Source organism: Thiorhodovibrio winogradskyi (genome assembly GCF_036208045.1).
GTDB classification, from domain to species: domain Bacteria; phylum Pseudomonadota; class Gammaproteobacteria; order Chromatiales; family Chromatiaceae; genus Thiorhodovibrio; species Thiorhodovibrio winogradskyi.
On the sequence record NZ_CP121472.1, the window covers coordinates 743661 to 769746 of the forward strand.

At 62.1% G+C, this 26086-nt stretch carries 21 protein-coding genes; 8 read left to right on the forward strand and 13 right to left on the reverse strand.

The window, feature by feature from the left end; genetic code table 11:
* Positions 1 to 218: 218 nt before the first annotated feature.
* Genes Thiowin_RS03390 through Thiowin_RS03415 form a run of 5 tightly spaced genes read left to right on the forward strand, consistent with a single transcriptional unit; the run spans position 219 to position 4933 of the window.
* Entirely contained in the window at positions 219 to 977 is a 759-nt protein-coding gene (locus tag Thiowin_RS03390; RefSeq protein WP_328986336.1) for a MotA/TolQ/ExbB proton channel family protein, read from the forward strand.
* Positions 978 to 987: 10 nt separating this feature from the next.
* On the forward strand, positions 988 to 1866 hold the full coding sequence (tssL, locus tag Thiowin_RS03395) for a type VI secretion system protein TssL, long form (RefSeq protein WP_328986337.1): 879 nt from the start codon (positions 988 to 990) through the stop codon (positions 1864 to 1866).
* A gap of 2 nt (positions 1867 to 1868) precedes the next feature.
* Positions 1869 to 2162, forward strand: coding sequence for a DUF3096 domain-containing protein (locus tag Thiowin_RS25175; protein ID WP_408034155.1), 294 nt, complete (start codon positions 1869 to 1871; stop codon positions 2160 to 2162).
* Positions 2159 to 3307, forward strand: coding sequence for a GTPase (locus Thiowin_RS03410; RefSeq protein ID WP_328986338.1), 1149 nt, complete (start codon positions 2159 to 2161; stop codon positions 3305 to 3307). Before Thiowin_RS25175 ends, Thiowin_RS03410 begins: the two co-directional genes overlap by 4 nt.
* A gap of 54 nt (positions 3308 to 3361) precedes the next feature.
* Positions 3362 to 4933 (forward strand): GTPase family protein, encoded by a 1572-nt coding sequence (locus tag Thiowin_RS03415; protein WP_328986339.1) that lies wholly within the window; start codon positions 3362 to 3364, stop codon positions 4931 to 4933.
* Positions 4934 to 4978: 45 nt separating this feature from the next.
* On the opposite strand, the gene Thiowin_RS03420 is transcribed toward Thiowin_RS03415, so the two are convergent.
* Both Thiowin_RS03420 and Thiowin_RS03425 read right to left on the reverse strand, forming a co-directional pair.
* Positions 4979 to 5893 (reverse strand): alpha/beta fold hydrolase, encoded by a 915-nt coding sequence (locus Thiowin_RS03420; RefSeq protein ID WP_328986340.1) that lies wholly within the window; start codon positions 5891 to 5893, stop codon positions 4979 to 4981.
* A gap of 102 nt (positions 5894 to 5995) precedes the next feature.
* The gene (locus tag Thiowin_RS03425) at positions 5996 to 6682 is read right to left on the reverse strand and encodes a hypothetical protein (RefSeq protein WP_328986341.1); all 687 of its coding nucleotides are present in this window, start codon (positions 6680 to 6682) and stop codon (positions 5996 to 5998) included.
* Between the two features lie 287 nt (positions 6683 to 6969).
* On the opposite strand from Thiowin_RS03425, the gene Thiowin_RS03430 reads away from it, so the two are divergent.
* The 3 genes from Thiowin_RS03430 to Thiowin_RS03440 all read left to right on the forward strand — a co-directional run bounded on the left by Thiowin_RS03430 (position 6970) and on the right by Thiowin_RS03440 (position 10565).
* Entirely contained in the window at positions 6970 to 7401 is a 432-nt protein-coding gene (locus Thiowin_RS03430) for a phosphate-starvation-inducible protein PsiE (protein WP_328986342.1), read from the forward strand.
* Between the two features lie 161 nt (positions 7402 to 7562).
* On the forward strand, positions 7563 to 9548 hold the full coding sequence (locus Thiowin_RS03435) for a GspE/PulE family protein (RefSeq protein ID WP_328986343.1): 1986 nt from the start codon (positions 7563 to 7565) through the stop codon (positions 9546 to 9548).
* A 165-nt stretch (positions 9549 to 9713) separates the two neighbouring features.
* A complete protein-coding gene (locus tag Thiowin_RS03440) occupies positions 9714 to 10565 on the forward strand; it encodes an HDOD domain-containing protein (RefSeq protein WP_328986344.1) in 852 nt (283 codons plus the stop codon).
* 66 nt (positions 10566 to 10631) lie between these two features.
* On the opposite strand, the gene Thiowin_RS03445 is transcribed toward Thiowin_RS03440, so the two are convergent.
* From Thiowin_RS03445 to Thiowin_RS03495, 11 genes are all read right to left on the reverse strand, one after another.
* Entirely contained in the window at positions 10632 to 13046 is a 2415-nt protein-coding gene (locus Thiowin_RS03445) for a GspE/PulE family protein (RefSeq protein ID WP_328986345.1), read from the reverse strand.
* Positions 13047 to 13242: 196 nt separating this feature from the next.
* Positions 13243 to 14730, reverse strand: coding sequence for a RimK family protein (locus Thiowin_RS03450; protein WP_328986346.1), 1488 nt, complete (start codon positions 14728 to 14730; stop codon positions 13243 to 13245).
* The gene (locus Thiowin_RS03455) at positions 14723 to 15853 is read right to left on the reverse strand and encodes a GNAT family N-acetyltransferase/peptidase C39 family protein (RefSeq protein ID WP_328988193.1); all 1131 of its coding nucleotides are present in this window, start codon (positions 15851 to 15853) and stop codon (positions 14723 to 14725) included. The genes Thiowin_RS03450 and Thiowin_RS03455 overlap by 8 nt, the downstream gene beginning before the upstream one ends.
* Before the next feature lie 186 nt (positions 15854 to 16039).
* Entirely contained in the window at positions 16040 to 17767 is a 1728-nt protein-coding gene (locus Thiowin_RS03460; protein ID WP_328986347.1) for a GGDEF domain-containing response regulator, read from the reverse strand.
* Positions 17768 to 17846: 79 nt separating this feature from the next.
* Positions 17847 to 18260 (reverse strand): hypothetical protein, encoded by a 414-nt coding sequence (locus tag Thiowin_RS03465; protein ID WP_328986348.1) that lies wholly within the window; start codon positions 18258 to 18260, stop codon positions 17847 to 17849.
* A 20-nt stretch (positions 18261 to 18280) separates the two neighbouring features.
* Positions 18281 to 18817: a chemotaxis protein CheW gene (locus tag Thiowin_RS03470; protein WP_328986349.1), complete on the reverse strand. Its 537-nt coding sequence runs from the start codon at positions 18815 to 18817 to the stop codon at positions 18281 to 18283.
* Positions 18818 to 18825: 8 nt separating this feature from the next.
* Positions 18826 to 19218: a response regulator gene (locus Thiowin_RS03475; protein ID WP_328986350.1), complete on the reverse strand. Its 393-nt coding sequence runs from the start codon at positions 19216 to 19218 to the stop codon at positions 18826 to 18828.
* 144 nt (positions 19219 to 19362) lie between these two features.
* A complete protein-coding gene (locus tag Thiowin_RS03480) occupies positions 19363 to 21612 on the reverse strand; it encodes a hybrid sensor histidine kinase/response regulator (protein ID WP_328986351.1) in 2250 nt (749 codons plus the stop codon).
* Positions 21613 to 21614: 2 nt separating this feature from the next.
* Entirely contained in the window at positions 21615 to 23120 is a 1506-nt protein-coding gene (locus Thiowin_RS03485) for a CheR family methyltransferase (protein WP_328986352.1), read from the reverse strand.
* Positions 23117 to 24268: a chemotaxis-specific protein-glutamate methyltransferase CheB gene (gene cheB, locus Thiowin_RS03490; RefSeq protein WP_328986353.1), complete on the reverse strand. Its 1152-nt coding sequence runs from the start codon at positions 24266 to 24268 to the stop codon at positions 23117 to 23119. Before cheB ends, Thiowin_RS03485 begins: the two co-directional genes overlap by 4 nt.
* On the reverse strand, positions 24201 to 26078 hold the full coding sequence (locus tag Thiowin_RS03495; protein WP_328986354.1) for a methyl-accepting chemotaxis protein: 1878 nt from the start codon (positions 26076 to 26078) through the stop codon (positions 24201 to 24203). The genes cheB and Thiowin_RS03495 overlap by 68 nt, the downstream gene beginning before the upstream one ends.
* Between the last annotated feature and the right edge of the window lie 8 nt (positions 26079 to 26086).

Consider the following 26086-nt stretch of genomic DNA (forward strand, 5'->3'; position numbering starts at 1 on the left):
GGTTGCTCCGGCTTTGACAAACAGGAGGAGTCTGCGATAGCGATGTGATCACAGCTGGTGTCATGGCAAAAAGACCGGTTAACCCATGTACGTGCATTTTTTGTCGTCAGGAAGCTGACTGGCGATGATCTCGCCTAAGCGCTCGCGCCTCAGGCGTCATTTTTGCGTAGAATCGGGCATATCATAGATTCATCAAGGTTTGGAGAACTCGCGCCAGAATGGATTTTGCAACCATCGCAGGTCTCGTTTTCGTGATGGTGGCCGTTATCGGGGCCATTCTGATCGGCGGCGAACTTGGCGTTTTCATCAATATTCCCTCTATTTTTATCGTCATTGGCGGAACCTTTGGCGCCACCCTGATGCGCATCTCATTTGGCGAGTTCTTTGGCTCGTTCAAGATTGGGCTAATTGCCATCATGCATTCCTCGCCCTCGCCGCGAGAGTTGATCGAAGAGGCTGTGCAGCTTGCCAACGTGGCGCGCAAGGAAGGAATCCTGGCGCTGGAGAATCAGAGCATCAGCGATCCTTTTCTTGAGAAAGGGATCAGTCTCTGCATCGACGGTCATCCGCCGGAGACGGTGGAGCGCGTGCTGTCGAAAGAAATCGGTCTCGCGATTGAGCGTCACGAAAAAGGTATCTCGATGTGGAAGTCGATTGCCGACTATTCTCCGGCCATGGGTATGATTGGCACCCTGATTGGCCTGGTCCAAATGCTTTCGAACATGGATGATCCCAAAGCCATCGGGCCGGCCATGGCGGTTGCTCTGCTCACCACCCTTTACGGCGCGGTGATCGCCAACGGTATCGCGCTGCCGATTTCCGAGAAGCTCAAGGCGGTCAGTGAGCAGGAGCGCATGATTCAAGATCTGGTGCTGGAGGCCATCTCTTCCATTCAATCCGGTATCAATCCGCGGGTGATGGAGCAGATTCTGCTGACCTATCTGCCGAGCAGTCAACGGGCCTCAAGCGCCGAATAGAGGCCTCACCATGAGCGAAAAGGCCAAACCAACTTCATGTCCACCCCCAGGCGCGCCGGCCTGGATGGCGACCTTCGCCGACCTGATGTCGTTGCTGCTGTGCTTTTTTGTGTTGCTACTGTCTTTTTCAGAAATGGACGTGCACAAGTACAAACAGATTGCCGGTTCCATGAAAATGGCCTTTGGTGTGCAGCGCGAGGTCGACGTGCAGGCCATTCCCATGGGTACCACGGTCATTTCCCCTGACTTTAGCCCCGGCAAGCCCACGCCAACCCTGGCCCAGGAGTTGCGCCAACAGACCACGGACGAAACCAAGACCCAGCTTGGTCCGGACCAGATGCGCAAGGAGTTGGAGGCGGCCGCGCAGGAGATTGCCGCGGCCCTGCAACAGGAAATCGAGCAAGGCCTGATCGATGTCGAGGTGGTCGGAGAGGAAATTCTGATTCGCATCCGCGAAAAAGGCTCCTTCGCCTCCGGTAGCGCGCGCTTGCAGGACAGCTTTTTCCCGATTCTCGACAAGATCGCCGAGACCCTGTCGGCGACTGAGGGCAGCCTGATTGTCGCTGGCCATACGGATAACATGCCAATCAACACGCTGCAGTTCCCATCCAACTGGGTGCTCTCGGCAGCCCGCGCTGCCGCTGTGGTCCATCAGATCACCGAGGTTCAGCCGGAACTGGCGGAACGAATGCAGATTCGCGCCCATGGTGACACCCGGCCTGTGGCAACGAACGATACTTTCGAGGGACGGGCCGAGAATCGCCGCGTCGAGATTGTGATCGCGCGCAACAAGAAAGACGAAGAGGGGCGGGATATTACCGGCGATGCGATCAATATCCCCTACCGTAGCATGATGCCTGCTGATCCCGCTGCGTCATCGGAGCTGTAAGAATGGATGTCTCTTTTTTGAGTCAATGGCCCATTGAGGCAGCACTGGCGATCCTTGCCGGTGTGCTGATTCTGCTCTTGCCACGGCTGTTGCATGTCATGGTGGCGGCCTATCTCATCGCGATTGGTGTCCTTGGGCTGGTGGCGTTCTTCTACGGCGCCAGTCTCCCGCTCAAAGCGGTCATCTCATTGGTCGCTGGGATCTTGGTGCTGCTGCGCCCGGCTGTCCTGAGCTATGTGGTCGGCATCTATCTGATTGTGATGGGGCTGCTTGAGTCGGGGCTGATTCGGTTTTGAGCGGAACCGGCCAGATCGAACGCGCGGCGGCCTGGATCGAGGCCGATGCTCCAGTGATATGGCTGCTCGGTAAAACCCAGGCGGGTAAAACCAGCATCGTCGCTGAACTGACCGGGCAGGCGCGCGATCAGATCGGCAATGGGTTTGAGCCCTTTACCGCCCACTCACGGCTCTATGCCTTTCCCGAGCAACGCCCAGTGCTTCGCTTTCTCGACACCCGAGGGCTGGCGGATACCGCGGTTGATGCACCCTTCGATGACCTGCGCGCGGCCGAGAGTCAGGCGCATGTGCTGCTGCTGGTCGCCAGGGCCGAGGATCAGGCGCTCGATGAGCTGCTGGTGCTCGCGCGCAAGTTGCGCCGCGCCCATCCGGGTTGGCCGCTGATTGTCGCGCAAAGTGCTTTGCATCAGCTCTATTCGAGCGGGCGCGGGCATATCCTGCCTTACCCCTATACCGGCACAGAGGCGGACTTCGCGCTTGCGACTGTGCCCGATGTGCTGTTGCGCGCGCTGCGCGCCCAGCGGCTGTTATTCACTGAACTGCCCGGCACGGCGCCGGTGTTCGTGCCGCTGGATTTTACCCGCCCCGAGCAGGGTCTTGCGCCCCTTGACTATGGTGCCAGCGCACTTTGGGAGGCGCTGGAGCATCTGTTGCCAGAGGTGGTGGCCGACTTGAAAACGGCCGCTTGTCAACCAGGCGAGGAGGGCCGTCGCCGCCGGCTGATCCTGCCCTGGGCGCTAGCCGCGGCGAGCGCCAATGCCGTCCCGGTGCCGGTGTTGGGCGGTCTGGGTTCCGCTAGCCTGCAGGCCGCCATGGTGGCCCAGATCGCGCGTGCGGCGGGCCGCGATAGTAGCCGTGATGCCTGGAAGGAGCTTCTCTCGACCCTGGGTGGAGGATTCGCGCTGGGCTATGGGGGCAGTTGGCTGGCGCAGCAGGTGCTTAAGCTCGGCATCGGCTGGGGTAGCGCCCTGACCGCGAGCTGGACCTTCGCGCTGACCTGGGCGATTGGCGAAGTGGCCATGCTGTTGTTCGCCGAACAGGCCGCTGGACGCACCCCGGATCGCGAAGCCTTGCGCGCCCATTATCGCGCCGCCTACAAAAGCGCCCTGCAGCGCGCGCGCGGCGAAGAAGGTCTGGGTCGCTAGAGGCGAGAGAACATTTGGCTCGTCTTGTCCCGTTCTTCAACACAGGCTTTGCATGTGAGCGATCCAAACACCACCTCGCCGCTCCACTGGCGCCTGCTGCTGCGGCGCCTCTGGCCAGAGCTGCTGACACTAACGCTGGTATCGGCGGCCTTTACCCTGCTGCCCGCGCTTGGTCTGCTGTGGCTGGCTCAGCAGGGGTGGCTGGCCTGGTGGCTGGGGTTGTGCGCGGCACTCATGGGGCTGCTGGCATTGCTGCGGTTATTGCGCCGCGATCCGACCGCCGGAGTGCCGATGGATGCGCCGCGACCAGGAGCCGCGGCGGCCGAGTGCCAGGCACGCGCGGCCTTGGCGGCACTGGTGGCCGACACCTCGGCCGATGATCTGGCCAATCGCGAGGTGGTTGACCGGCTGCTGCGCCGAACTGTCACTGCGGTCGCCACGGCCTATGCGCCCGATGATGAGGCGGCGGTGCTGAATTTTACCCTGCCCGAAGTGCTGCTGATGCTTGAGGAAGTCGCGCGACGGCTGCGTCATATCCTCAGCACCGAGCTGCCGGTGCTGCGCCATTTGCGCTTGAGTTGGGCGGCGCGGGGCAGCGATCTGATCGGACGTGGTCTCAAGCCGGCGCGTGGGCTGGCCAATGCTTGGCGCGTGATGCGTCTGGCCGATCCGCTCGGTGCGGTCATCGCCGAGGTGCGCTCCCTGGTCATCGAGCAGGGCGTTACCCTGCTGGGTCGCGAAGCGCGCGCGGTGATGGCGACCGTGCTGGTGCGCGAGGTTGGCGAGGTGGCGATCGAGCTTTACTCAGGCGCTTACCGCCAGCGCACCGAGCCACCGCCGCGCAGCGCCACCCGCCGGATGGACGAGGCCGCCACAGGGTCGGCGCGGGTGCTGATCACCGGTCAGCGCAACAGCGGCAAGTCCAGTCTGGTCAACGCCTTGCTTGGGCGCGAGTTGGCGCCGGTCGGCCTGACGCAATCGACCTCGGACTGGACGGTGTATGAGGCGCCGCCGCTGCTGGCGGAGCAGGACGGGCTAGCGGAAAGCGCCAATCATGCAGCGGCGAGCGCCAAGGTGCCATCCTGGGAGCTGATCGACAGCCCGCCGCTCGCGGCGTGCGGCGATGCGGCATGGCTTGTGCAGGTGCGCGAGGCGGATCTGGTCATTTGGGTGGCGGCGGCGCATCGCGCCGACCGGGGCCCGGATCAACGCGCGCTCAAGATCATGCGCGAGCAAGTTGCTGCCGATGTGCGGCTGCGCCCGGTGCCGCTGGTATTGGTGCTGACCCACGCTGATCGCTTGGAGCCGGTGCTGGACTGGCAACCGCCCTATGACCCAATCAGGGGGCAAGGCGTCAAGGAGCGCAACATGGCGCGCGCACTGCACGCGGCAAGCAGCGCGCTTGGAATAGCGCCAGAAAGTGCGCTGCTGGTGGCGCTCTGTGAGAACAGGCCAGCATGGAATCTGCCAGCATTGCGTCAGCACTTGCGCGCGCGTTGGCCGGAAGCCGAGCAGAAGCGGCTCGAGCGCTTGGGGCGTGCCGAGGGGGTGGTGAAAGCCGGTGTCGATCTGCTGCGCAGCGTGCCGGGCGCAATTGAACGCGCCCGGCACTTTTTGCGCCGCTGATAGGGTTAGGTTTTGGTGATGCGCTGTGGTCTTGCCTGTTGTCCTTCAGTCCGCGGATGATTCAAGCGACGCCCAAAATTCATCCAGTGTCTTGACGGTCGCGGCCAGATCCTCCCAGTGCGGCAGGCCCATGTTGGGCACCACCCGGCCGCGGCGCCAGTTGGCATGGGCGGTGATGAAATTATCCAGTCCCTCAAAGCGCACATAGGGGTCGCGATCAGCCAGCACCAGCGTGGGGTGTGTGGTCAGCTGGCCGTAAAGCTTGGTCATGGCCTGGAGCGTGAACAGCTTGCCCGAAAGAAAGGTCAGGGGGGCATGGCGCGCGCCGGGTTGGTGGGAAGTGGCAAAGGCGTAATCGACCATCTCCCGAGGTGCTTGCTGCATGAAGGATTGGCTTAGGTAGTAATTGATGCTGCGCCGGGAGGCAACCAGATCAAACAGCGGTTGATTCCATGGCAGTCCGGCCAGCAGCGGGTGGATAAAATTGCTGAATGGGCGCGGTGGTGGCTGGCGCTTGCTAAAGCCGGTCGGGGAGATCAACACCAGGGAGCGCACCCGCTCTGGTGACGACAGCGTGGCGCGCACCGCGAATTCACTGCTCAAGGAGAGTGCGAGCAGATCGACCGGCTGATCCGGTACCTGTGCGAGGAATGTTTCGATCACCTCGGCATAATATTCTGGCGAGTAGTTCGCGGGTCCGCGCCCGGCCTGGCCAAAACCCGGCAGATCCAGGCTGAACACTGGCCGCTGCTGGCGGTAGTGCTCGAACAGCGGCTTGACCTCAAAACTACTGGGCGCGGCATTGATGCTGTGAATCAAGACCAGTGGGCGGCCGCTGGCCTGTTGGTCGGAATAATAAGCCAGACTGGGTCGGTGTCTAAGGGCGATGCGTTCGCACGGGGCATCGAGGGCGGGTGCAAGACCCACTGTGATGTGCGAGTCGCGATTGGTTGCGGTCATGGTTGTGTCCTTTGGCAGGGTCATGCACAAGCTCTCCGTGGTAAGGTGGAAGCCGCAGCATCCGGGGCCGGGGCTGCTCCAGCTGTTGTCCTGGTCTGTGTTCTAGATGTTGCCATCATTGGCGTCATCGGGCTGGGCGCCCTCGTGGCGCAGAAAGGCATTGACGATATCCTCGCGGCCCTGCGTCAAGCTGTCCCGTTGCCCGCTTTTTTGGTTGCCGCCGGTCTTCTCTGCGCTGGCCTGATTCCAGATCCAGGGGGTCCAGTCGGGTTCCTTGGCCCAACAGGCGTTGCCTGAATCCGGCGGCAGGCGGCGGTGATGCGCCCGCCGCCCAATCACCCGATATTGCTCGCGGGCGGCGGTGTTAGGGTCGGGATCGAGCGCATCGGGGTAGCGTAGTTCCAAGGTGCGGTCGGGCAGCAGACTGGCCAGGATGCCGTCGAGCCCGGGGTGTTTGAACACCGGAGCCGCGGCCCACTCTTCCAGCACCTGGGCAATCTCATGTCCGCCGGTGCTGCCGCAACCGCGCTCAAGTGCCTCGCGAATGGCCGAGCGGTAGCAGTGCATGGCCGTTTCCTCGATGGAGTGAGGAACGAAAAACCAGCGTTCCGGCAGCGGTAGGCGCCAAACGGGCAGATAGGTGCGCAGGGTGTCGCAGTATGAGGGTGCGAGCAGGAAATTGGCCAGATCATGCGCATACCACCGGGCGATATCCAGCGCGGATACCGACCCCGGCAGTAATACCGGTTGAGGGCAATTCTCAGCAAGCCAGGCGGAATCGATCGTCAAGACGTCTTGTCTGGGTAGCGAATGTCAGGCGGCTATTATCGAGCAATGCGCGCTTGCGGCAAAATGATCTTTTCCGTTACCTGCCAATGCGGCCATGATTTAGGTCGGCACGCGCCAGCACGAGAAGCGATCTTTGCAAGCGTTTTTGCTAGACTGCGGGGACTCGCTCGCAAGCCGTTAAATACCATCACCCGCCAGCGACCGGACTCGGGCAGGCGGGAGACCGGATCGCTGGCGGGCGCTTCGGATCAGGATGTCGTTTTGAAAAGTTAGATTCTCCAAGCATCATGACAGCAGATCAACATATCGATGATTTTCTCTCGCGACTCTTTGGCTATGTCGAAAAGTTGGTGCTGCTGATCGTGGGTGTGCTGGCGCTGGCTGGAATTGGGCAAATCATCATTGAGATTCCTGCTCGCGGAGAAATTCGCCTTGAGGATTTGCTGCTGATCTTCATTTTTATCGAAATCATGGCCATGGCAAATGTTTATTTTCAACGCCGGGAAGTGCCCTTTACCTTTCCTATGTTCATTGCCGTGACCGCCCTGTCGCGCCTGGTCGTCTTGCAGGGCAAGGAAATTGAAGGCGAATTGTTGCTTTATGAAGGGGCCGCGATCCTGCTGGTATCCCTGGCGATTCTGGTGGTCCGCTTCAGTCAGCGTTATCGGATTCCGCCGACCGGGCCCGAGGCCGGCGTTGACGAGGCAGATCGGCATTAACGCCCATGCCGTTTCGTGTTCGTGTCGGATCTGCCCAGTCGATAGTCCTGGTTCCTGCTCATGGTGAATGCGCGGTGGACGTCGCTGGTGATTGAGATTGCAGCGCCTGGCTTGTTAACCTGAACCAGCAGTGTCAGCTGCTGGGATGATCGGAACCATGAATGCCTGCAAGTCGTGAACGTCTGCATGTTAAGTTGGTAGCATCGGAGTTGGCCGTGAATACTGAGTTGCAGAGGCGACAGGAGCCACAGTCGGGACAAGAGGAAAGCGCCGCACCCGCGGAAGAGATTTCCCGGCTATTGCTTGATGTTGGTTTGGTCAATCCGGAACAGCTTCACCATGCCAAACGTGTGCGTGCAAAGCTGGGTGAGGATTATCCGCTGACCAGAGTTCTGACCGAACTGAGGTATCTCAATCCCATCCAATTTCGTGCGGCGCTGCGCGACAGCGGAGCGAAAATTCAACTCGGCGATGTGATGGTCGAGCTTGGTTATCTGAAGCCGCGCGATCTGCGCGCGGCGTTGGATGCCCAGCTGGAACCGGAGTTCAAGGACAAGCGCCTCGGCGAGATCCTGCTCGACATGGGGCTCATTACCGAGCAGCGACTGATTGAAGTGCTCGCGGACCAGCTTGATTTTCAGGTCGAGGCGCCAAGCTTCTCGCAGCTTGACCAAGAGCTCCTGGGAAAAGTGACACCGGAGTGGTGTCGGCGTATGAACGCCATTCCGTTGCGCAGCGAAGGCGATACCGTGCTCGTTGTGTTTGGGGATCCTTTGGATTCCTTGGCGCGTCAAGGCGCTGAAACGGTTTTTGGGCGTGTAACCCCGGCCTTTGCCACCCGACGTGCGATTGATGACGCGCTGCGGGCCTATGAGGCAAGTCGGCAGCATGCCAAACAGCGCAAGAGCGAAACCAGTGAGTCGGATATCACTCGACAGGTTGACGCATTGATTATTGGCGCACTCGACAAGGGTGCGAGTGATGTCCACATCGAGCGATCGCGTCATTCACTTCGGGTCAGGTTTCGCATTGATGGTGTGTTGATGGTGTTCACTGAGCTTGATCCTGAGCTCGCCCCTGCCATTGCCAGTCGACTCAAGGTGCTGGCCAAGGCTGATATTGCCGAGCGTCGGCGCCATCAGGATGGTGGGTTTCGATTCGATGATCCAAGCTCTGGGCGCCGCTGCGATGTCCGCGCATCCTTCTTTGCCACGGTTTTTGGCGAGAAAATTGTTCTGCGGTTGCTCAGTCGCAAGGCCGAGTTGCTTGATATTGATGAATCCGGCATCGCGCCGCGGATGCTTGAGAGGTTCAATGATCATGCGCTCGAACTGCCAAGTGGTGTCATTCTGGTCACCGGCCCGACCGGTTCGGGCAAGACCACCACGCTCTATGGCTGTGTCAACAAGCTCAATGACATAGAAACCAGCATTGCAACCGCGGAAGATCCGGTCGAATATGTCATTGACGGCATTGCCCAGTGTAATGTCAATCCGAAAATCAACCTCACCTTTGCCGATACCTTGCGCGCACTGGTGCGTCAGGATCCCGATGTTATCGTGCTAGGCGAGATTCGTGACAAGTTTTCGGCCGAATCGGCCATTCAGGCCGCGCTCACAGGCCATAAGGTTCTCTCGACCTTTCACACGGAGGACAGCATTGGGGCCTTGCTGCGGTTGATGAATATGGACATTGAAACCTTTTTGATTTCTTCGACCGTGGTCGCGGTTCTCGCCCAGCGGCTGTTGCGCAAGGTGTGCGACCACTGTGGGGAGAGTTATCAACCCACGCCGCATGATTTGCAACGCATCGGCTGGACCCAGGCCGATGCCGCGGGCGGCGAGTTCCGAACCGGGCGCGGCTGCCGACAATGTAATTTTACTGGCTACGCTGGCCGGGTGGGGGTCTTCGAATTGCTGCTGCCAAATGATAGCGTCAAGGACGCGGTGCTCAATCGGCGTTCCTCGGGCGAGATTCGGCGCCTGAGTATCGAGTCCGCGGGCCTGGTGACGCTGATGGAGGATGGGCTGGCCAAAGCGGCTCAGGGACTCACCAGCGTGAAAGAGGTGCTCGGTCATTTGCCGCGCATCGGGCGTCCGCGCTCCTGCCGGGAGATTATTGCCATGATGGGCAGGGTGAATCGTTAGCGAGTTCCAAAGGATCCGTCATCGGGCGGATGGTTCGCCGCGTTGGCGCATGGCTGACGCAAACCAAACACACTGAATGTCGCGGTCACGAATCACAACGCATGGATCCGGATTGGGTCCTATTGCGCCAGGGCATTCGCGGCCGCCGCGAGAATGAGCAAGACAATGAGCGAAAAGTCCCTAAAGGATCTGATCGACGAGCGTTTCGACTCCGATAGCCAGCAGTTGCCGGTATTCAACCGCGTTGCGCTGGATCTGCAGACGCTCAAGGAGTCCGAAACCGCGACCATGAAAGAGGTCACCGACCTCATCATGAAGGACCAGGCACTGACCAGCCGGATTCTGCAGGTGGCCAACTCCTCTTTCTATGGTGGGCTGAGGCAGGTTGATACGCTGAGCGGCGCCGTTCTGAGGCTGGGTGTCAATAAGGTCGCTAGTTTGGCGATGATGGCCGCGCAGCTGATGGCTTATCAGTCCAAGCTGGCGACAACCGCCAAACGTTTGGTCGCGCTTTGGGAGCGGGCCTATGTCTGTGCAACAGGTTCGCGTTGGATTGCCGAGAAAACCGGGCGCCGTGATCAGGCTGAATCGGCCTTCCTGTGTGGTTTGCTGCACGATATCGGCGAGCTGTTTCTGCTCAAGGTGCTGGATCGGCTGTCGGAGGACGCCGATGTGACAGTGACGGTTACCGACGCATTGATCGACGAGGTGCTCGATGTCATGCACAATGACATTGGCTACCGCTTGATGCTGAAGTGGGAGCTGCCAAAGCTGTACGCGGTGTCCGCCCGGGACCATCACCTGGACAGCTTCAATGAAACCGACCATCTCATGGCCATTACCCGGTTGCTTGATCTCCTCTGCCTCAAGTTGGGGGTTGGGCAGGACGCGAATCCGGACATCGTGCTGGCGGCAACCGCGGAGGCTCAGGCCTTGGGGCTTAAAGAGATCCAGCTCGCGGAACTCGAAGTGATGATCGAGGATCTGGTGGCCGAGGCAAATGCCATGCTCTCGTGAGGTACGCCGCGGGCCGGGGTTGATCAGCGGATCGCGGTTGGCGCCCAGTCAGCACTCAGTCAGCGCTCAGTCAGCGCTCAGCGTCTTGATTTGCGCCAGATCGGTCATGCCGGATAGCACCTTGAAGATACCGTCCTGGCGCAGGGTGCGCATGCCCTCGCCCATCGCATGTGTGCGCAGTTCGGCGACCTGTGCGCGCATGGCGATCAGGGCACGCACCTGCCGGCTGGTTGCCAGAAGCTCATGGACCGCGAGGCGCCCCTTGTACCCGGTGTCACTACAGTCCGGGCAACCCTTGGCGCGGAAGAGGTGCAGCTTGCCGTCCTCGCCGCCAAATTTTTGCCGCCAATCCTGCATCAGCTCCTTGCGAGTCGGAAGCGCCAGCTTCGGATCGTCGCTCGGGGCAAAGTCGCTGAGATAAACATCCATCAGTGTTGTCAGCTCATCCTCGCCAGGCGCATAGGACTCCCGGCAGTTCTCGCACAGGCGGCGCACCAGGCGTTGCGCCAGAATGCCCTGCAGGGCGTCGGCAAAGTTAAAGGGGTCCATCCCCATGTCCAACAAGCGCACCACGCTGTCTGGTGCCGTGTTGGTATGCAGGGTGGAGAGGACCAAATGGCCCGTCAGCGATGCCTTGATGGCCATCTGCGCGGTTTCGTCATCGCGCATCTCGCCGATCATGATCACATCCGGGTCGGCGCGCAGAAAGGCACGCAGGGCAGTCGCGAAGGTAACGCCCTTGCGCGTGTCGATCGGCATTTGACGCAAGCCCGCTTGGGTTATCTCAACTGGGTCCTCGGCCGTCCAAATCTTACGCTCGGTTGAGTTCAGCTCGGCCAGGACCGAGTGCAGGGTGGTGGTCTTGCCGGAGCCTGTCGGTCCACAGACCAGAAACATGCCGAACGGCCGAAAAATGAGTTCTTTTAGCGTTTTATCGATTTCTGGCGTCAGCTTCATGGCTGACAGCGGAATGGGGTCGCCGCGTTGCAGCAAACGCATTACCACGTCTTCGCGGCCATTCACCGTCGGGATGGTGGCGACCCGCAGCTCGAGCTTCATTTTGCTGAAACGGCTGAAATCGATTTTGCCATCCTGGGGTTTCATGCTGCTGGTCATGTCCATCGCGGCCATGACCTTGATGCGTGATACGACAGCCCGGTTTAAGTTGCCTGGAAATTCGGCATGCTGGATCAATTGTCCATCCCGGCGCATGCGCACCCGACTGGGACGCTTGTCGAGCTGCGGCTCGATGTGAATATCGGAGATGCCGAGGCTTACGGCGTCAAGGATCAACTTGTTGACAAGTCTGACCACAACATGGTCCTGTGTGGCCGCGTCATTGGTGTTATCTTCCTCCTCCTCGGGCGATTCATCGAACGCAAGCTCGTCCAGCCCGCGCGAACCGTAGGCGTGGTCGATGATATCGAGAATGGTCCCTTGCGGGGCCATCACCGTCTCGATCTGCTTGCCAGTGGCAAAGCGCACGGCTTCGATCGCGTGCCAGTCCAGCGGATTGGGGATGGCGATAATGAGCTTGTCGCCATGCTCATGGAGGGCCAGAACATTGTGTTCTCGCGCGAGTTCCTCCGGCACCAGCTCAAAGAGTTGATGCTCGAGTTTGAAGCGCCGCAAATCGACAAAGGGAATACCGAGTTTACGTGCCAGGGCCTGCTGGATATCGGCTTCCTTCAGCAAACCCATTTCCACCAGTAGCTTGCCAAGCGGGAGGTTGCGGCTTTGTTTTTGCTCGGTCAGGGCCTGCTCGAGCTGATCCTCGGTAATCAGCCGTTGCTGCACAAGAATGGAGCCGAGGCGAACCGATGGCATCTCCTTTTGTTTGCTTAAGGCGTCCTTCAAGTCGGTGGCGGTGACGACCGCCTTTTGCGTCAGGAAGTCGCCCAAGGGTTGCCCGGTCTGCGTCGTCTGGCCCGTCTGGCTTTGGTCCGTCTGTTGATTCATCATTCTGGAATCCATCATCGGCCCTTCTTCGGTGCATGGCCCGATACGTTCTTGGTCAATCTGCCCGCGCGAGATAAAAACGCGAAGGTAACGGGTCTGATTCTGAGTGGGAAAGAGGTACAGGCCGTTGCGGTCATGGTGGAAGCCAGCCGTCTGCCCCGCAAGTTCCTCCCCGTCCTTGAAGCGAACCACAAAGGGCTGACAGTCGAGGGTAACAGGTTGATCTCCAGGGTTGCCGCGGGCAGTGGCTTGAAACAACTGCCGCCAGCTTGGCAGATGCATGATTTTGATGTCGCTGAGCTGAATTTCGAGCAGGTCGCCATCGGACTCGAGATGCAGCAGCCCTCGCTCGGGATCGAAGTCGATCAGGCGGCCATTGATTTGACTGCCATCCGCGCGCTTGACAATGACATGGTCGCCGCGACGGACCGGTTGGCCGGTCTCTCTCGCGGATGGGGATGGCGAGGGAAAATGGGTCAGAATCTCGGAAGGGTTGCCAGGCTGTGTTTGCGACTCGAGCATTGGATTCCCGGTCTGTCAGTGATGCTGGGTTTGACCAGTCGCGCGACTTTTGGTCGCCCGGCAGTGTCTGGGTGGAAATCGACCCGCTGCCATGGGCTCCATTATCCAAGAAAGTGCGTCTCGCTGCTGTCTCTTTCGGTATCAGCTCAGTGACCTGGTACTGAAAGTGCAAGAGCCGATCTGTCCTGCGAGTCATTTAGCCTAAAGCACCGCGCCGGCGTTCGAGCCGGGCGATCATTTCCCCGAGAATGCGGCGGTAGAGTTCATCGCCAAGCACCCGGTCTTCGATGCCACTGTCGAGATTGGGGTTGTCATTGACTTCAATAATCACCGCTCCCCCCGGGGTGGCTTTCACGTCGACGCCATAGAGGCCGTCACCAATGAGATTGGCGGCCTTGAGCGCGACCGCCACCACCTCGGTGGGCGCCTGCTCGACGGCGAGGGTCTCGAACCGGCCTTCGTCGTGGCGACCGTCGCTATGGTGGTGGACGATCTGCCAGTGGGCCTTGCTCATGAAGTATTTACAGGCATAGAGCGGACGCCGGGCGAGAAGGCCGATGCGCCAGTCGAACTCGGTGTAAAGAAATTCCTGCGCCAGGATCAGATCAGATTCGCGCAACAGGCGTGCCGCCATCTCCAGTAATTCATTCCGGTTGGTGGCCTTGAATACCCCGCGTGAAAATGATCCCTCGGGAATTTTTAGCACCACTGGGTAGCCGATGGCGGCTTCGGCATCAAGCAGCGTCTCGCGGCGCAGAATCAGGGTGCGCGGGCGCGGTATTTGGTTGGCCTCAAGCAGTTCGGCCAGAAACACCTTGTTGGTGCAGCGCAGAATGGAGTCTGGATCATCAATGACCACCAGACCCTCGCTGGCGGCTTTCTTGGCGAAGCGAAAGCTGTGGTGACCGATGCGGGTGGTTTCGCGAATCAACAGGGCGTCATATTCAGCCAGACGCGCGAAGTCGCGTGGCTGGATGAGTTCGACATTCAGGCCGAGCTGACGACCGACGCGCTGGAATTTGTGCAAGGCCCGGGGGTTGGATGGCGGCAGATCTTCCTTGGGATCATGCAGCAGCGCGAGATCATAGCGGTACTCGGGTCGTGCTCGTGGTTGCCGCCAGGGCCGTGATAGATAGTGTTCGAGCGCGGCAAAAAAGGCGCTCTCCTGATCGGCATCCAGGCTGTGCAGGGACACTGCACGAAGACTTGTGATGCGCCATTGTGGTTGTGCTTTGAGCTCGACCCGCAGGATGGGGCAGCGGAAGGTCTCGAACACTCTCCGAGCGAAGGGCTGAAGTTCCCGCTCCGCGCACTGGCCGAACATCAGCGTCAGGGTGCGGCTTGCGCTGGCACCGGGGGTGGGTGCCGTGTTTAGTGCCCGCGGAACCATGGCATCGAGTCCGTCGGTCATCAGCCCATACAGATTGCGACTTGATAGCTCCTGCATGGTGCCCACGGCGGGAATGGCCTTGTGACCACGTGCCTCGGCTAGCAGGGAGCAATAATACCCCAGGCTTAGATAACGATAACCGCGACACAGGTTGATGATGCGCACCCGCCGCCGCGCGGCAGTCCCATGGGCGACACCCTGGCTTAGATACTCGCGCGCCGTGACGACGGGGAGCGCCGGGAAGTGGGCTTTCCAGTCACCCGCCTGTTCGACCAGCAACAGATGCTCAGCCATGGGCGGGCGACTCCGGAGACGAGATCAAGACCACGGCCTGGAGCCCAGCACGGCCATAACGCGCCATGCGGCGAAACTCGCTGGGTTGTATCGGCATGTTCATCGAATCGAGCGCGGTTTCTCCATTGTTGATATCGACATAGGGATCATGGACATAGATAAAGCTGTCATCACAGCCGGTCACCACCACCCAGTGGGGAAATTTCTCGGCATAGATGCGGTAGGAGCTGATCAGCACCAGCGGCACCGACCCGGCGGTGAAGCGCGCCTGCAGGGTTTCAACATCCAAAGTGGCGTAGGTCACGGGGATGGAGTGTCGCTCGACCTCGGCGAGCATGTCCTGGTGCACCAGGCGCATGACTTCTTTTTTCTCCGGACTGCGCACCGAATCGACCAAGGGGACACCCCGATCATTGACGAATACCTCGGCGCGAAAGCCCCTTCTGCGCGCCGCCAGCGCCAGTCCAAAGGGGCCGCAGCCACCGTGGCCCGAGGTCATGAAAATGGTGGTTGCCTCGCGCCAGATGCGCAGTTCCAGGGTGCGGTCAAGCTGCAGGCGTCCATCCAGGGCTTTTAGCGCCATCATCAGGCAGGAGGCGCCGCAGGTGAAGTCCAGCGTCTGCTTGTAGAAGGGCACCCGCGGTCCGGTCGCGGCTGGCCCCAACGCGGGCATCAGCGTCTTCTCGTAGCGCAGCGCCTCCATGTTGTCTTCATAATAACTTGCGCGCACGCCGAAGCGGCGATAGCCCAGACTTTCGAATAGGCGTTGCGAGGGGAGATTGTCGCGGCGAATTTCCAGGCGCAGATAGGCGCGCTGGCGTGCCCAGGTGGCGCGCTCGGCGGCTGCGACCAGGGCACGGCCGATACCCTGCCCGCGCGCAGCCTCGGCCACGGCAATGGAATACAAACGCGCTACCGAGGTCGCGCGGTTAAAGAGTACCAACACATCTCCCAGCAGTGGCGATGGGGACTCGACCTCGCCCGGGACCGCGACCAAAAACACCGCCTGCGCCCGGGTGATCAGATGACGCAGTTGCCGGCGCGTCAGCCGATCACTAACAAAAGCGGCCTGCTCGAGCGCAAGCAGGGCGTCAATATCGGTGATCTCGGCAGGACGAATCAGCCAGGACAGGGTGAAGGTCTCCTCATTGGTTGTGCGACCGGAGCATAGCGCTTTTCGTGCGGAAAGCGGATGCGTTCAGAGTTTGCCTTTGCGATGCTTAGGGTTTGGGATGATCGCGCTTTGCTTGTGCCAGACGGCTTCGGTTCCTCAAGTGGTGTCGGTTTCCGCGGTCGACTACGGCAGGTTTTACCAAGTGGCGCTGTCGCACGCCTGGCTGGCGACCTGATCGCGCCCCGCATGTTTGGCGCTGTAGAGTGCATGGTCGGCGGTTTCGGTCAGGCGGCGCGGGTCGGGGCAGTTGGGGTAGGTGGCGATGCCGGCACTAAAGGTGCAATGAAAGTGGCTGCCGTTGGCCTGGAACTGAATGCGGGAGAAATCAGTGCGCAGGGCGTCGATCAGTTTGATCGCGTCTTCCAATGTGGTGTCATTCAGCACCACCGCGAATTCCTCGCCACCATAGCGGCCGATGAGGTCAGAGTCACGCAAGCGCAAGCGCAAAGTGCGGCTGAGCGCCATGAGCACGTGGTCCCCGGCGGGGTGGCCCTGGGTGTCGTTCACTTGCTTGAAGTGGTCGACATCGAGCATGGCAAAGCACAGCGGGCTGTCGTTGCGCCGCGCGTTGGCGACTGCGAGCTCCAGAAATTGCAGGATGGTGTTGTGGTTGAAAAGACCGGTCAGGCTGTCGCGCACCATCAGGGAGCGCAGGGTGCGCATGCGCTCGGCACGCAGCCGAACTTCGTCGATCAGCCGCCGGGGCTCGATGGGCTTGACCAGAAAGCCATCGGCACCGGCTTGCAGCGCCTGGAACTGGCGCTCCTGGTTGGTTTCGGAGGACAGAAAAATAATCGGCAGGCTAACGTAGCCGGGAATTTGGCGCAGCATGCTGGCCAGTTCCTGCCCGGAGCAGCGCGGCATGTGCAGATCCATGAGCACCAGATCGGCCCGGAAGCGCTCGAGGACGCCAAGTACCTGCTCGGGGGCCGTGACAACCTGGCAGTTCATGCCGGCTGCCTCCAGCGTGGCGGCGTGCAGCTGAACCAGTTCGGGTTCGTCGTCGACGATCAGGATGTTGAATTGCTCGGGTGGCGTGGGATTGGTCAGATGGTCGAGGAACTCGACCATCTCCGGGATATTGACCGGTTTGGGACAGAAGGCGCTTGAGCCCGCGCGCACGCTGCACAGTCGGGCACTGAAATCATCGCGGCTGGAGATGAAAATGGCCGGCACCTGGGTGTCGAGCCGCTGGCGCAGCGCGGCGAGCATGTCGGGGCCGGCGTTTTCCCCCTCGGGGAACACAATATCGATCACGACAGCGGCCGGGGTTTGCTCGAGCATCGCGGCTTTGAGCACCTCGAGCCGGTCAAAGGCTTTTAGCGGATAGCCGAAGCAGGCGAGTTGATTGGCCAATTGCCGCAGTTGATGCGGATCATCGTCACATAGATAGACCATGCGGTGATCGCGCTGGTGCGCTTCGGTGAAGCTGGTGACAGGCTCGGCCCGGGCGGCCGTGGCATCTGGCACGCTCGGCGGCCTTGCTGTCTGGTCAAGGAGTTCGCGCTCGATGGTGTCCATCCGCGCGCTCATTGTGGTGATGAGCCCTTGCTTGGCCGAGGCTCTTTGCTCTGGTGTTTGCGTGAGCGCCTCGCGCACGGCTTGCTCGGCGGGTTCGGCGCACCGCGCGAGTGTGTCAAGCCCCAGGGATGCGCCCGAGCCCTTGAGGGTATGAAAGCTAAGATGCAGACGCTGCAACGCCGCCTGGACGTCCTCATCCGTGGCGTCATCCGCGTTCAGCGCGGCCAGATCGGCGCGACATTGCTCCATGCGCTCTGGCAGTCCATCGACGAAGCTCTGCCGCAGGCGCGCCTTGACCGCCTCGAGTGACTCAGCAGTGGATGGTTGATCTTGGTCCATCATTCTGATTGTCTGTGGTGGGCCCGGGTCGATGTGGCAGGGTTCGGGTGGAGCGGTCGTGAACAGGCCATGGGTGAAGCCTTCATTGTAGCGAATTGTCGCTCCCCGGCATTGCCAGAGTGCGGGGATCGAGCAGCCAGATCAGGCTTTCCCCAGGCGCGTTCGGTGCGTTCGGCGCATTCGCTGGCACCAGGGCAAGCGCGCGCAGGCCAGGCAGTGGCGATCGCAGGGCGAGCAACGGCGGCAGGGATTGAATCCGGCTGCTCGGCAGGCAGATCAATTCAAGCGGTCCGGCGACATCCAGATCCCAGTCGCCATGCGCGGCCCGCAAGCGCAGCAGATGGCGGTCTTGGGTTCCATCATCCGACAGACCCAGGCAGGTTTCGAGTCTTGTGGCCGCGGCTGAGCCAAAGGTCAGGGCCCGGCGCACCAAGGCGGCCTCGAAGCCGAAGCAATGGTCGCCGGCCCGGCACAAGACGAATTCAAGGCCTGTCATGTCTTGGCGGCGGGCTCAGCTCAGGCAGGGTCGCGGGCGACGGAGCCGATGTAGGCGGCCAGCAGTGCCTCGAGGTCGAGCAGGCTGACACCGCGCCCACCAAGCTCGGTGAGGTGGCGTACATAAGGGCGCAGATTGCCGGGCAGGGTATCGGGAGCGGGCTGCAGTGCGCTCTCGGGCTGATCGCAAAGATCAATAACCTCATCGATACGCAAGCCGGTGTGCAGTCGTTCGCCACGGGTTAGTAGCACGGCCTTGTTCCCGGCGGTCGTGGGGGGGAGTTGCAGGAGGGTGCGCAGGCACAGCACGGATTCAATCTCGCCGCGTACGCTGATCACGCCCTCCAGGGTCGCGGGCGCGCCCGGAACCCGATAGACCTGGGGGGCGGCGAGGATTTCGCGGACCTGTGCCCCTGGCAAGGCGAATCTCTGTTCGGCCAGGGTGAAAATCACCAGTTTGACGCTGGGTTCGTCCACATCCACCACCTCGCCCGCCTGGCCGGAGCCAAGGCGGGCGTGACGCTCGGCGAGGATGTCATCAAGGCTGGGACCGGACATTGTCGCCATCAGGCCGGCTGACCACCGGAAGCTACTTTGGGGCCAGCTTTGGGGGCGAAGTCGGCGACCAGTCGCGGCAGGCTGTCCTCAAGGCTGTGGTCCTTTAACAAACAGCCGTCGATGCGCGGTTGGCGCGCCTGCAGATCCCCGGGCGCGTCGCCGGTGAGGAGAATAAAACGACAGGGATAGTCGTGCGCGCGAACTTCCAAAAACAATTCAAGACCGTTCATCAGCGGCATGTGCATGTCGCTGACCACCAGGTCCAGGTCCGGGTTGGCCTCAAGTTGTTCAAGCGCATCCAGCGCCTGCTCGGCAACCAGGGTTCGGTGGCCCGCGGCCTGGAGGATGGCGGCCGAGAGTTCGGCGGCCAGGGGATCATCATCGACAATCAAAATATGCATGCGGGGGACTCCTGCGCGCTGAGTCGGCGGCGCGGCTGATGAGCGCAAGATACCATGTCGGCTTTGCCCTTGTGGAATCCGCCGTGGAATCAACTGGAGAGCCAGTTGCAGGATCCCTTTTGGGACCGCCTTTTGAGATCAGCCTCAACCAAGCAAGGCGCGCAAGGTGGCGATCAGGTTGGACTGGTCGAAGTCCCCCTTGACGATATAGGCATCGGCGCCGACACGCAGTCCGCGCTGGCGGTCTTCTTCCTTCTCGCGCGAGGTGACGATGATGATGGGCGTGGCCTGGTAGGCATCGAGGGCGCGCAGGCGCTCGGTCAGGGTAAAGCCGTCCATGCGCGGCATTTCCACATCGGTCAGCACCGCGTCGAACGGATCCCGCATTGCCTTATGCAAGCCGTCGATGCCGTCCTCGGCCAGGGTGACGCGATAGCCCTGAGCTTCGAGCACGTCCTTTTCGATTTCACGGGTGTTCAGGGAGTCATCCACCACCAGCAGACGACTGGCGCGTTCGCCCGCCTCGGCGGCTGCCTTGGCGCCCGCGCGCACCGACTGGCCACGGGCGCGCGCGGCCAGATCAAGCAGCGCGGGTGCCTGCAACAGGCTGACCACGGCCAGCGCGCCACTGCTGACGAAGCCGGAAATCAGGTGCAGGTGGCGCAGATGCTCGGGCACCGGCTTGACCACCAGATCGCGCTCATCCTGGAGCGCGTCGACCTCAAGCGCGAGTTTTTCCTGCCCGACGCGCAGGATGACCAGCAAGACCTCGGGGGTTGCCGCTGGCGCGGCGGCAGGCGTGGTCGCGAACCCGGGATCGAGCAACTCGGCCAGCGACATGACAGGCACGAACTCATTGCGCAGGATGACCGCGCGCCGCTCGGCCACCTCGAGCAGATTCTCCCGCGAAACGCGCAGGATCTCCGCCACATGTTGGGCGAGAAAGCCCAGTCTCTCGCCCCCGGCTTCGATCAACAGCACCCGTGTCATGGCCAGGGACAGAGGTAGACGCAGGCGAAAGCGGGTGCCCTGGCCGGGGCGGTTGTCGACCTGGATGCTGCCCCGCAGGCGGTCAAGCACACTGGATTTGACCACGTCCATACCCACGCCGCGCCCGGAGATATCGGTGATCAGGGCCGTGGTGGAAAAGCCGGGAGTGAAAATCAGATCGACGATCTCGCTGTCGCTGGCCGTGGCGGCCTGTTCGGCGCTTAGCAGGCCCTTGCGGATCGCTTTGTCGCGGACGCGGGCGAGATCAATGCCACGGCCGTCATCGCTAATGGTGATGTCCACCCAGCGCCCATCCCGACGCGCTTCGAGTCGCACCCAGCCGTTGGCTGGCTTGCCGGCGGCCAGGCGTTCGTCCGGCGGTTCGAGCCCGTGATCCACGGCATTGCGCAACAGGTGCAACAGGGGCTCGGCCAGCTGATCGATCAACTGGCGGTCGAGGGCGATGCTGTCGCCCTTGATGGTGCAGCGCACTGTCTTGCCGAGCGAGCGGGCGAGTTCGCGCAGATTGCGCGCCGCCGGCTCGAACAGCATCGACAGTGGCAGCATACGCAGGGCGAGCGCGCGATCATGCAGCTCGCGAATCAGCCCGTCCTGGGTCTGGACATCATCGCGCAGCTGGCGGGCGAAAGCCTCACAGGCCGGGGTGATGCCAGGCTCGGCAAGCCGGGCGAGGCGCCGGGCCTCATCCGGGTGCTGCCGCAGCCGCTCGTGATGGGCGATGATCTCGCCCATCAGGCGGAGCAGGCCGTCGAGCTGGTCGATGCGCACGCGCAGACTGTCGCTGCCGGAGAGGCCGGACGCGGACGGCTCCGTTCCTGTCGGGCGCGATGGCTCGGTGGTGGTCGTGGCCGCTGCCTGAGTCGCCGTCGCCGTCGCCGTCGGCGCTGGATCAGGCTGTGGTGTCATGGCCTGCTCTGTCGCCCGTTCCCGCGCTTGTTCCGACGATTGGCTGCCCGGCTGCCCGGCAGGCGGGCCAGGATCCGCGCCCTTGGCAGCGGCGCTCAGGGCAGCGCACAGCTCGCCGTCCGGCGGCGGCAAGGCGTCCGGATCGGGCTGGCGGTCGAGTTGTTCGACCGCGTTGGCAATGGCATCAAGGCCTTGCTGCACCAGTGCGCCGAGATGCTCATCAAGCTGCAGCTGCCGACCGCGCAGGGCGCCGAGCAGGTCTTCGAGCGCATGCGCGGTGTCGCAGATGGGCGTGAGTCTCAGCATGCGTGCCGAGCCCTTGATGGTGTGCGCGGAGCGAAACAGGGCGTCGATCTCAGTCTGACTGACGCGCCCGGGGTTCTGGGTCAAGTCCGCGAGGCCGCGATCAAGGCGCGCGAGATGCTCGCGTGCTTCCTCGACAAAGCGGCCAATGAATTTGCTCCGGTCGATGGCCATGCCTAGTCCAGCCTCGATGCTTGGTCAGGCGCCAGATGGCGCTCGCACAGATAGCGGGCCATCTTGGCCGGAGGCTCCAGAACGCACAGGCGCAGACCGCTGGCGGGCGCGGGTTCTGTGGCCAGCAGTCGCGCGGCGGCCGACCAGGCGCGTCCCGCCAAGGGGGCATCACCTCGGGCACGGTAGAGATCCCCGAGATAAAAATGCGCGGGCCAACAGTCCGGTTGAATGTAGATGGCGCGCTTGAAAGCCGCCACGGCCGGGTCCGTCTGTTGGCGCCATTTGGCGATCAGCCCCCGCAGCAGCCAGGCATCCGCCAGCCAGGGGTGCGGTTCGAGCACCCGGCGGACTTGTTCCTCGGCCGCGTTGAACTGGCGGCGTTCGAGCAGCAGGTAGGCACCGAGCAGCAGGGCATCGGCATCTGTCGGTGCCTGCGCGAGTCGCTCGCCAACCGCGGCCAGGGCTTGGTCGAAACGTTGTTCGGTGATCAACTGTTGCACCGGCTCCAGCGACCAGGACGCGGTGGGCGGTTGGGAAGTGATCGGGATGGATGCTTGATGGGCGGGGGCGGCGGACAGATCCGGGGAAGGCGCGCGCTCGGTGACGGATGGGACGGATAGGCCGGATGGGCGCGGCGGCTTGACCTCGCCTGGAGCGGCGCCCAGGGGCACCTTCTTGGGTGGCGAGCTGTCGTCTTCGCTTTGAGGTCGGTTAATGAAATAAAACAGCCCCTCTTCTTGAACCAGTTCCAGCAGGCCAATGTCGTTGCCCAGGGTCTCGGAGCTGCCGATGATCAAATAGCCTTCGGGTTTTAGCAGGCGGATTAAATGGCGCAACACGCGCTCGCGCGTGGGCCGATCAAAATAGATAGAGACATTGCGGTACAGGATGACGTCGAATCGACCCAGGCTGGTGGGCGGTGCATTCAGGTTTAGAGGCACAAAGCGCGCTTGTGCGCGAATCCAGTCTCGGACCTGAAAGTGCGCGTCGCGCGGCTCGAAAAACCGACTCTGGCGTTCCGCGCTGACACCGCGAAAGGAAAAGCGCCCATAGCAGCCGGCGCGGGCTTGCTCCAGCATGGCGCTGTCGATGTCCCCGCCCAGGACCTCGAACAGCTCGGTTGCGTGCTCGCCGTGGACTTCGGACAGCAGCATGATCAGGGAGTAAACCTCCTCGCCCGAGGAGCAACCGGCGCTGAGCAAGCGCACTCGGGCGCCCTCCTCGCGCACGGCCAGGCGGCGCGGAATCAGGCGTTCGATCAGCAGCCGCAGTGGCTCGGGCTCGCGAAAGAAGTAGGTCTCGTTCACCGTTAGCAGATTCACCAGCGCCTGGCGTTCTGTCGTATCGGCGCGCAGGCGCGCGGCGTAGGCGCGCGGCAGATGCAGCGCACAGACGGCCATGCGCTTGGTCAGGGCGCCGGCGAGCTTGTGTTGGGTCTGTTGCTCGAAAGCCAGCCCGAAATGCTCGCGCACCAGGGTTTTGAAGGCGTCGAGTTCAAGCGCTTTCATGACCCGACTCGCACCGCGCGATCCAGGAAGGCGCCAAGCTCGGCCAAGGGTACAACCCGATCAATGGCGCCGGCCTCGATCGCCACCCGGTTCATGCCATAGACCACCGAGCTGGCCTCGTCCTGGGCCAGGGTCAGGCCACCCTGGGCGCGGATGCGCGCCATGCCCAGGGCGCCGTCGCTGCTCATGCCGGTCAGAATCAGGCCGATGGCCCGACGGCCGACGGTCTCGGCCACTGAGTTCAGCAGCAGATCACAGTTTGGGTGGTAGATATCCTGCTGGGCGCGCGGACGCAGTTCCAGGCGCCCGTGAGCGCTCAGGGCTAGATTCCGTTCCGAGGGGGCCAGGTAGATCTGTCCAGGGCGCGGCGCTTCGCCGTCCTTGGCCAGTTGCACCGGCAGACGCGAACCCAGCGACAGCCATTGCGCCAGACCGGCACTAAAGCCCTCGGCGATGTGCTGGGCGATGAGCACAGTGGCCGGAAAGTCCGCCGGCAACGCCGAAAGAATGCTGGCTAGTGCTTGGGGACCGCCGGTTGAGGCGACGATGGCCACCAGTCTGGCTGGTTGAGAGGCGGGGAGGCGAAGGGATGCGGGTCGAGGCGGGAGTGATGTCTGGGGTTTTCCTACCTCCAGTGCTTCTGGTGCCGGTGTTCCCGCTGGGCGCTGGGCTCCCAAGGCGCGCCAGCGGGTGGCAACCACCATACCAGCCAACAGGCGCACCTTGGCGATGAAAGCCGAGATCCTGGCGTCGCTGTCGTCAGGTTTGGTGATCACATCGAGCGCGCCGCGGCTAAGTGCCTCGCAGGCGACGGCGGCATCCTCGACGCTGCTGACCACCAAAATAGGCAGTGCCTTGGTGCGCATGATCTCGGCGATGGCATCCAAGCCATGCAGGCCCGGCATTTCCAGATCCATGGTCACCAGGCTTGGGCGCAGCTCAAGCGCCAGTGCAACAGCGCGGCGACCATCGCTGGCCTCGCCAATCACCTCGATATCCGGCTCGCGCTCCAGAATAGTGCGCAACAAAGCGCGCGCGAGCGGGCTGTCGTCGACGATCAGCACCCGGATGCTCATGGGCTCAGCGTGCCCGGGTGTTGCCGCCGCCAGTGTCCTTGCCGGGTTCCGGGCCAGTCGTTGGGCCAGCATCGCCGCGCGCGAACTTGAAGCGCTTGAACAGCGTGCGCAGTGTCGTCGCCATTTGCAGCAGTGAGGCGCTGATTTCCGAAATACGGGTCACCGCGCTCGATGTGTGAGTGCTGGCCTCGGCGATCTCATGCAGAGCCTGCACCACCTGGGCGCTGGCGGTTTTTTGCTGCTGGGTGGACAGGGAGATTTTTTGCGCCGCGCTGCTGGTCTGACCGGCGGCTTGCTCCAACTCATCGAGAATGGCGGCGGTGGATTCGCTACTGGTCATGCCGGCGGCGATAGTGGTGGAGCTTTTCTCCGAGGCCACCACCAGACGGGAGATGGTGTCCTGGATGTCCTGCATCTTCTCTTCAATCTCGCGCGTCGACTCCGACACACTGTCGGCCAGGCGGCGGATTTCGCTCGCCACCACCGAGAAGCGCTTGCCGGCCTCCCCGGCGCTGGAGGCCTCGAGCGCGGCATTGAAGGCGATCAGCTTGGTCTGATCGGCCACCGCGTCGATCAGGTCCATGAAGTTGCCGATTTCCTTCGAGCGGGTGCCCAGCGCCAGGATTTCATCCAGGCTTTTTTGGTTGTCGGCGCGAATCTCGGCCATGCGCGCGAGCAGTTGTTGCATGGCCTGGGTGCCGGCGCGGCTGCTGTCCAGGGTGCGGCTGGCGACATCCACCACGGCTTGGGAATGATCGGCAATCTGGGTGGAGGAGGCCGAGAGTTCTTCCATGGTGGAGGTGATCTCGGCCACCGAGGAGGACATCTCCTCCACGGCGGCGGCGATGGACTGATTGGCCCCCGCGCGCATGTCGCCAGAGCGGGCGATGATGCCGGCAGTGTCGGCCAGACGCTCGGCCGAGTCGGTCAGTTGTTCAGTGTGGTTATCGATGTCGCCCAGCATCTTGGCCAGACTGGCGCGCATGCTGGCCATGGCCGCGAGCAAACTGTCGTGGTCGCGCGCATGGCGCTTGATGGGTGCCTGCAGATCGCCATCGGCAATGGTCTCGACAATGCCGCGCACATAGGCCGGCTCCCCACCAAGTTGAGCGCGCAGCCAGCGGTAGAGCAGAAAGAGCACCAGAATGCCCAGCACCAGGCCCAGGCTGACCAGCACGATAACTTGCCGGTAGGAGGTGCGGCTGTGCTCCCGGGCCTCGGCCACCGCCATGCCGGTACGCGCATCAAGCAGCACGAAGAATTCATCGACCGGCCGCATGATGCGTGCCTTGAAGGCGTGATAGTCCTGATCGTGCATCAGCCGTCGCGCCAGCGCGGGATCGGGCTGGTCGCGCTGACTGAAATCGCCGCTGTCATCGCGGTAGTGGCCTTTCATGGCATTCATGGCCACCATCTCGGTATCGACCAGGGCATCGGAATTGGCCTGGGCTTCGGCCAATTTGGCGAATTCCGCCTCGGTAAAGCCGGCCTGGCGCATCAGCTCGCGCAGGGCGATGGTCTCGTCATCCGGGCGCGGCTGCTGGTCGCCCGCGGCGACAAAATCCCAATAGATGCGCTCGTAATGTTCGGGCCTGGGATGCTCGCCATTGCGAATGGCCAGCACCTCCCAGTATTGGCGCTCGAACCCGGGGTCGCCGGTGACCACATAGGTGCGCGCCATGCGCGTGAGGTCATCCGAGCTTTGGCGCAGCTGATCGGCGAGCAGGTAGGACTGGTAGCGCTGTTCATAGACGCGCGCCAGTTCGGTTTGCGCCTGGCTGGCTGTCCATAGCGCGATCAGTAACAGCAGCACCAAGAGCACACCGGCAACAGCCAAGAGCAGAAACAGGCGTTTAATGGACAGGCTTTGGTTTTTGAACATCAGGTTGC

Coding starts and splice junctions, on each gene's coding strand:
- Thiowin_RS03435 (WP_328986343.1), top strand. CDS start 7,563: ATGCCTGCAAGTCGTGAACGTCTGCATGTTAAGTTGGTAGCATCGGAG.
- tssL (WP_328986337.1), top strand. CDS start 988: ATGAGCGAAAAGGCCAAACCAACTTCATGTCCACCCCCAGGCGCGCCG.
- Thiowin_RS03430 (WP_328986342.1), top strand. CDS start 6,970: ATGACAGCAGATCAACATATCGATGATTTTCTCTCGCGACTCTTTGGC.
- Thiowin_RS03495 (WP_328986354.1), bottom strand. CDS start 26,078: ATGTTCAAAAACCAAAGCCTGTCCATTAAACGCCTGTTTCTGCTCTTG.
- Thiowin_RS03460 (WP_328986347.1), bottom strand. CDS start 17,767: ATGATGGACCAAGATCAACCATCCACTGCTGAGTCACTCGAGGCGGTC.
- Thiowin_RS03485 (WP_328986352.1), bottom strand. CDS start 23,120: ATGAAAGCGCTTGAACTCGACGCCTTCAAAACCCTGGTGCGCGAGCAT.
- Thiowin_RS03480 (WP_328986351.1), bottom strand. CDS start 21,612: ATGGCCATCGACCGGAGCAAATTCATTGGCCGCTTTGTCGAGGAAGCA.
- Thiowin_RS03465 (WP_328986348.1), bottom strand. CDS start 18,260: ATGACAGGCCTTGAATTCGTCTTGTGCCGGGCCGGCGACCATTGCTTC.
- Thiowin_RS03450 (WP_328986346.1), bottom strand. CDS start 14,730: ATGGCTGAGCATCTGTTGCTGGTCGAACAGGCGGGTGACTGGAAAGCC.
- Thiowin_RS03470 (WP_328986349.1), bottom strand. CDS start 18,817: ATGTCCGGTCCCAGCCTTGATGACATCCTCGCCGAGCGTCACGCCCGC.
- Thiowin_RS25175 (WP_408034155.1), top strand. CDS start 1,869: ATGGATGTCTCTTTTTTGAGTCAATGGCCCATTGAGGCAGCACTGGCG.
- Thiowin_RS03440 (WP_328986344.1), top strand. CDS start 9,714: ATGAGCGAAAAGTCCCTAAAGGATCTGATCGACGAGCGTTTCGACTCC.
- Thiowin_RS03420 (WP_328986340.1), bottom strand. CDS start 5,893: ATGACCGCAACCAATCGCGACTCGCACATCACAGTGGGTCTTGCACCC.
- cheB (WP_328986353.1), bottom strand. CDS start 24,268: ATGCTGGCCCAACGACTGGCCCGGAACCCGGCAAGGACACTGGCGGCG.
- Thiowin_RS03390 (WP_328986336.1), top strand. CDS start 219: ATGGATTTTGCAACCATCGCAGGTCTCGTTTTCGTGATGGTGGCCGTT.
- Thiowin_RS03445 (WP_328986345.1), bottom strand. CDS start 13,046: ATGCTCGAGTCGCAAACACAGCCTGGCAACCCTTCCGAGATTCTGACC.
- Thiowin_RS03475 (WP_328986350.1), bottom strand. CDS start 19,218: ATGCATATTTTGATTGTCGATGATGATCCCCTGGCCGCCGAACTCTCG.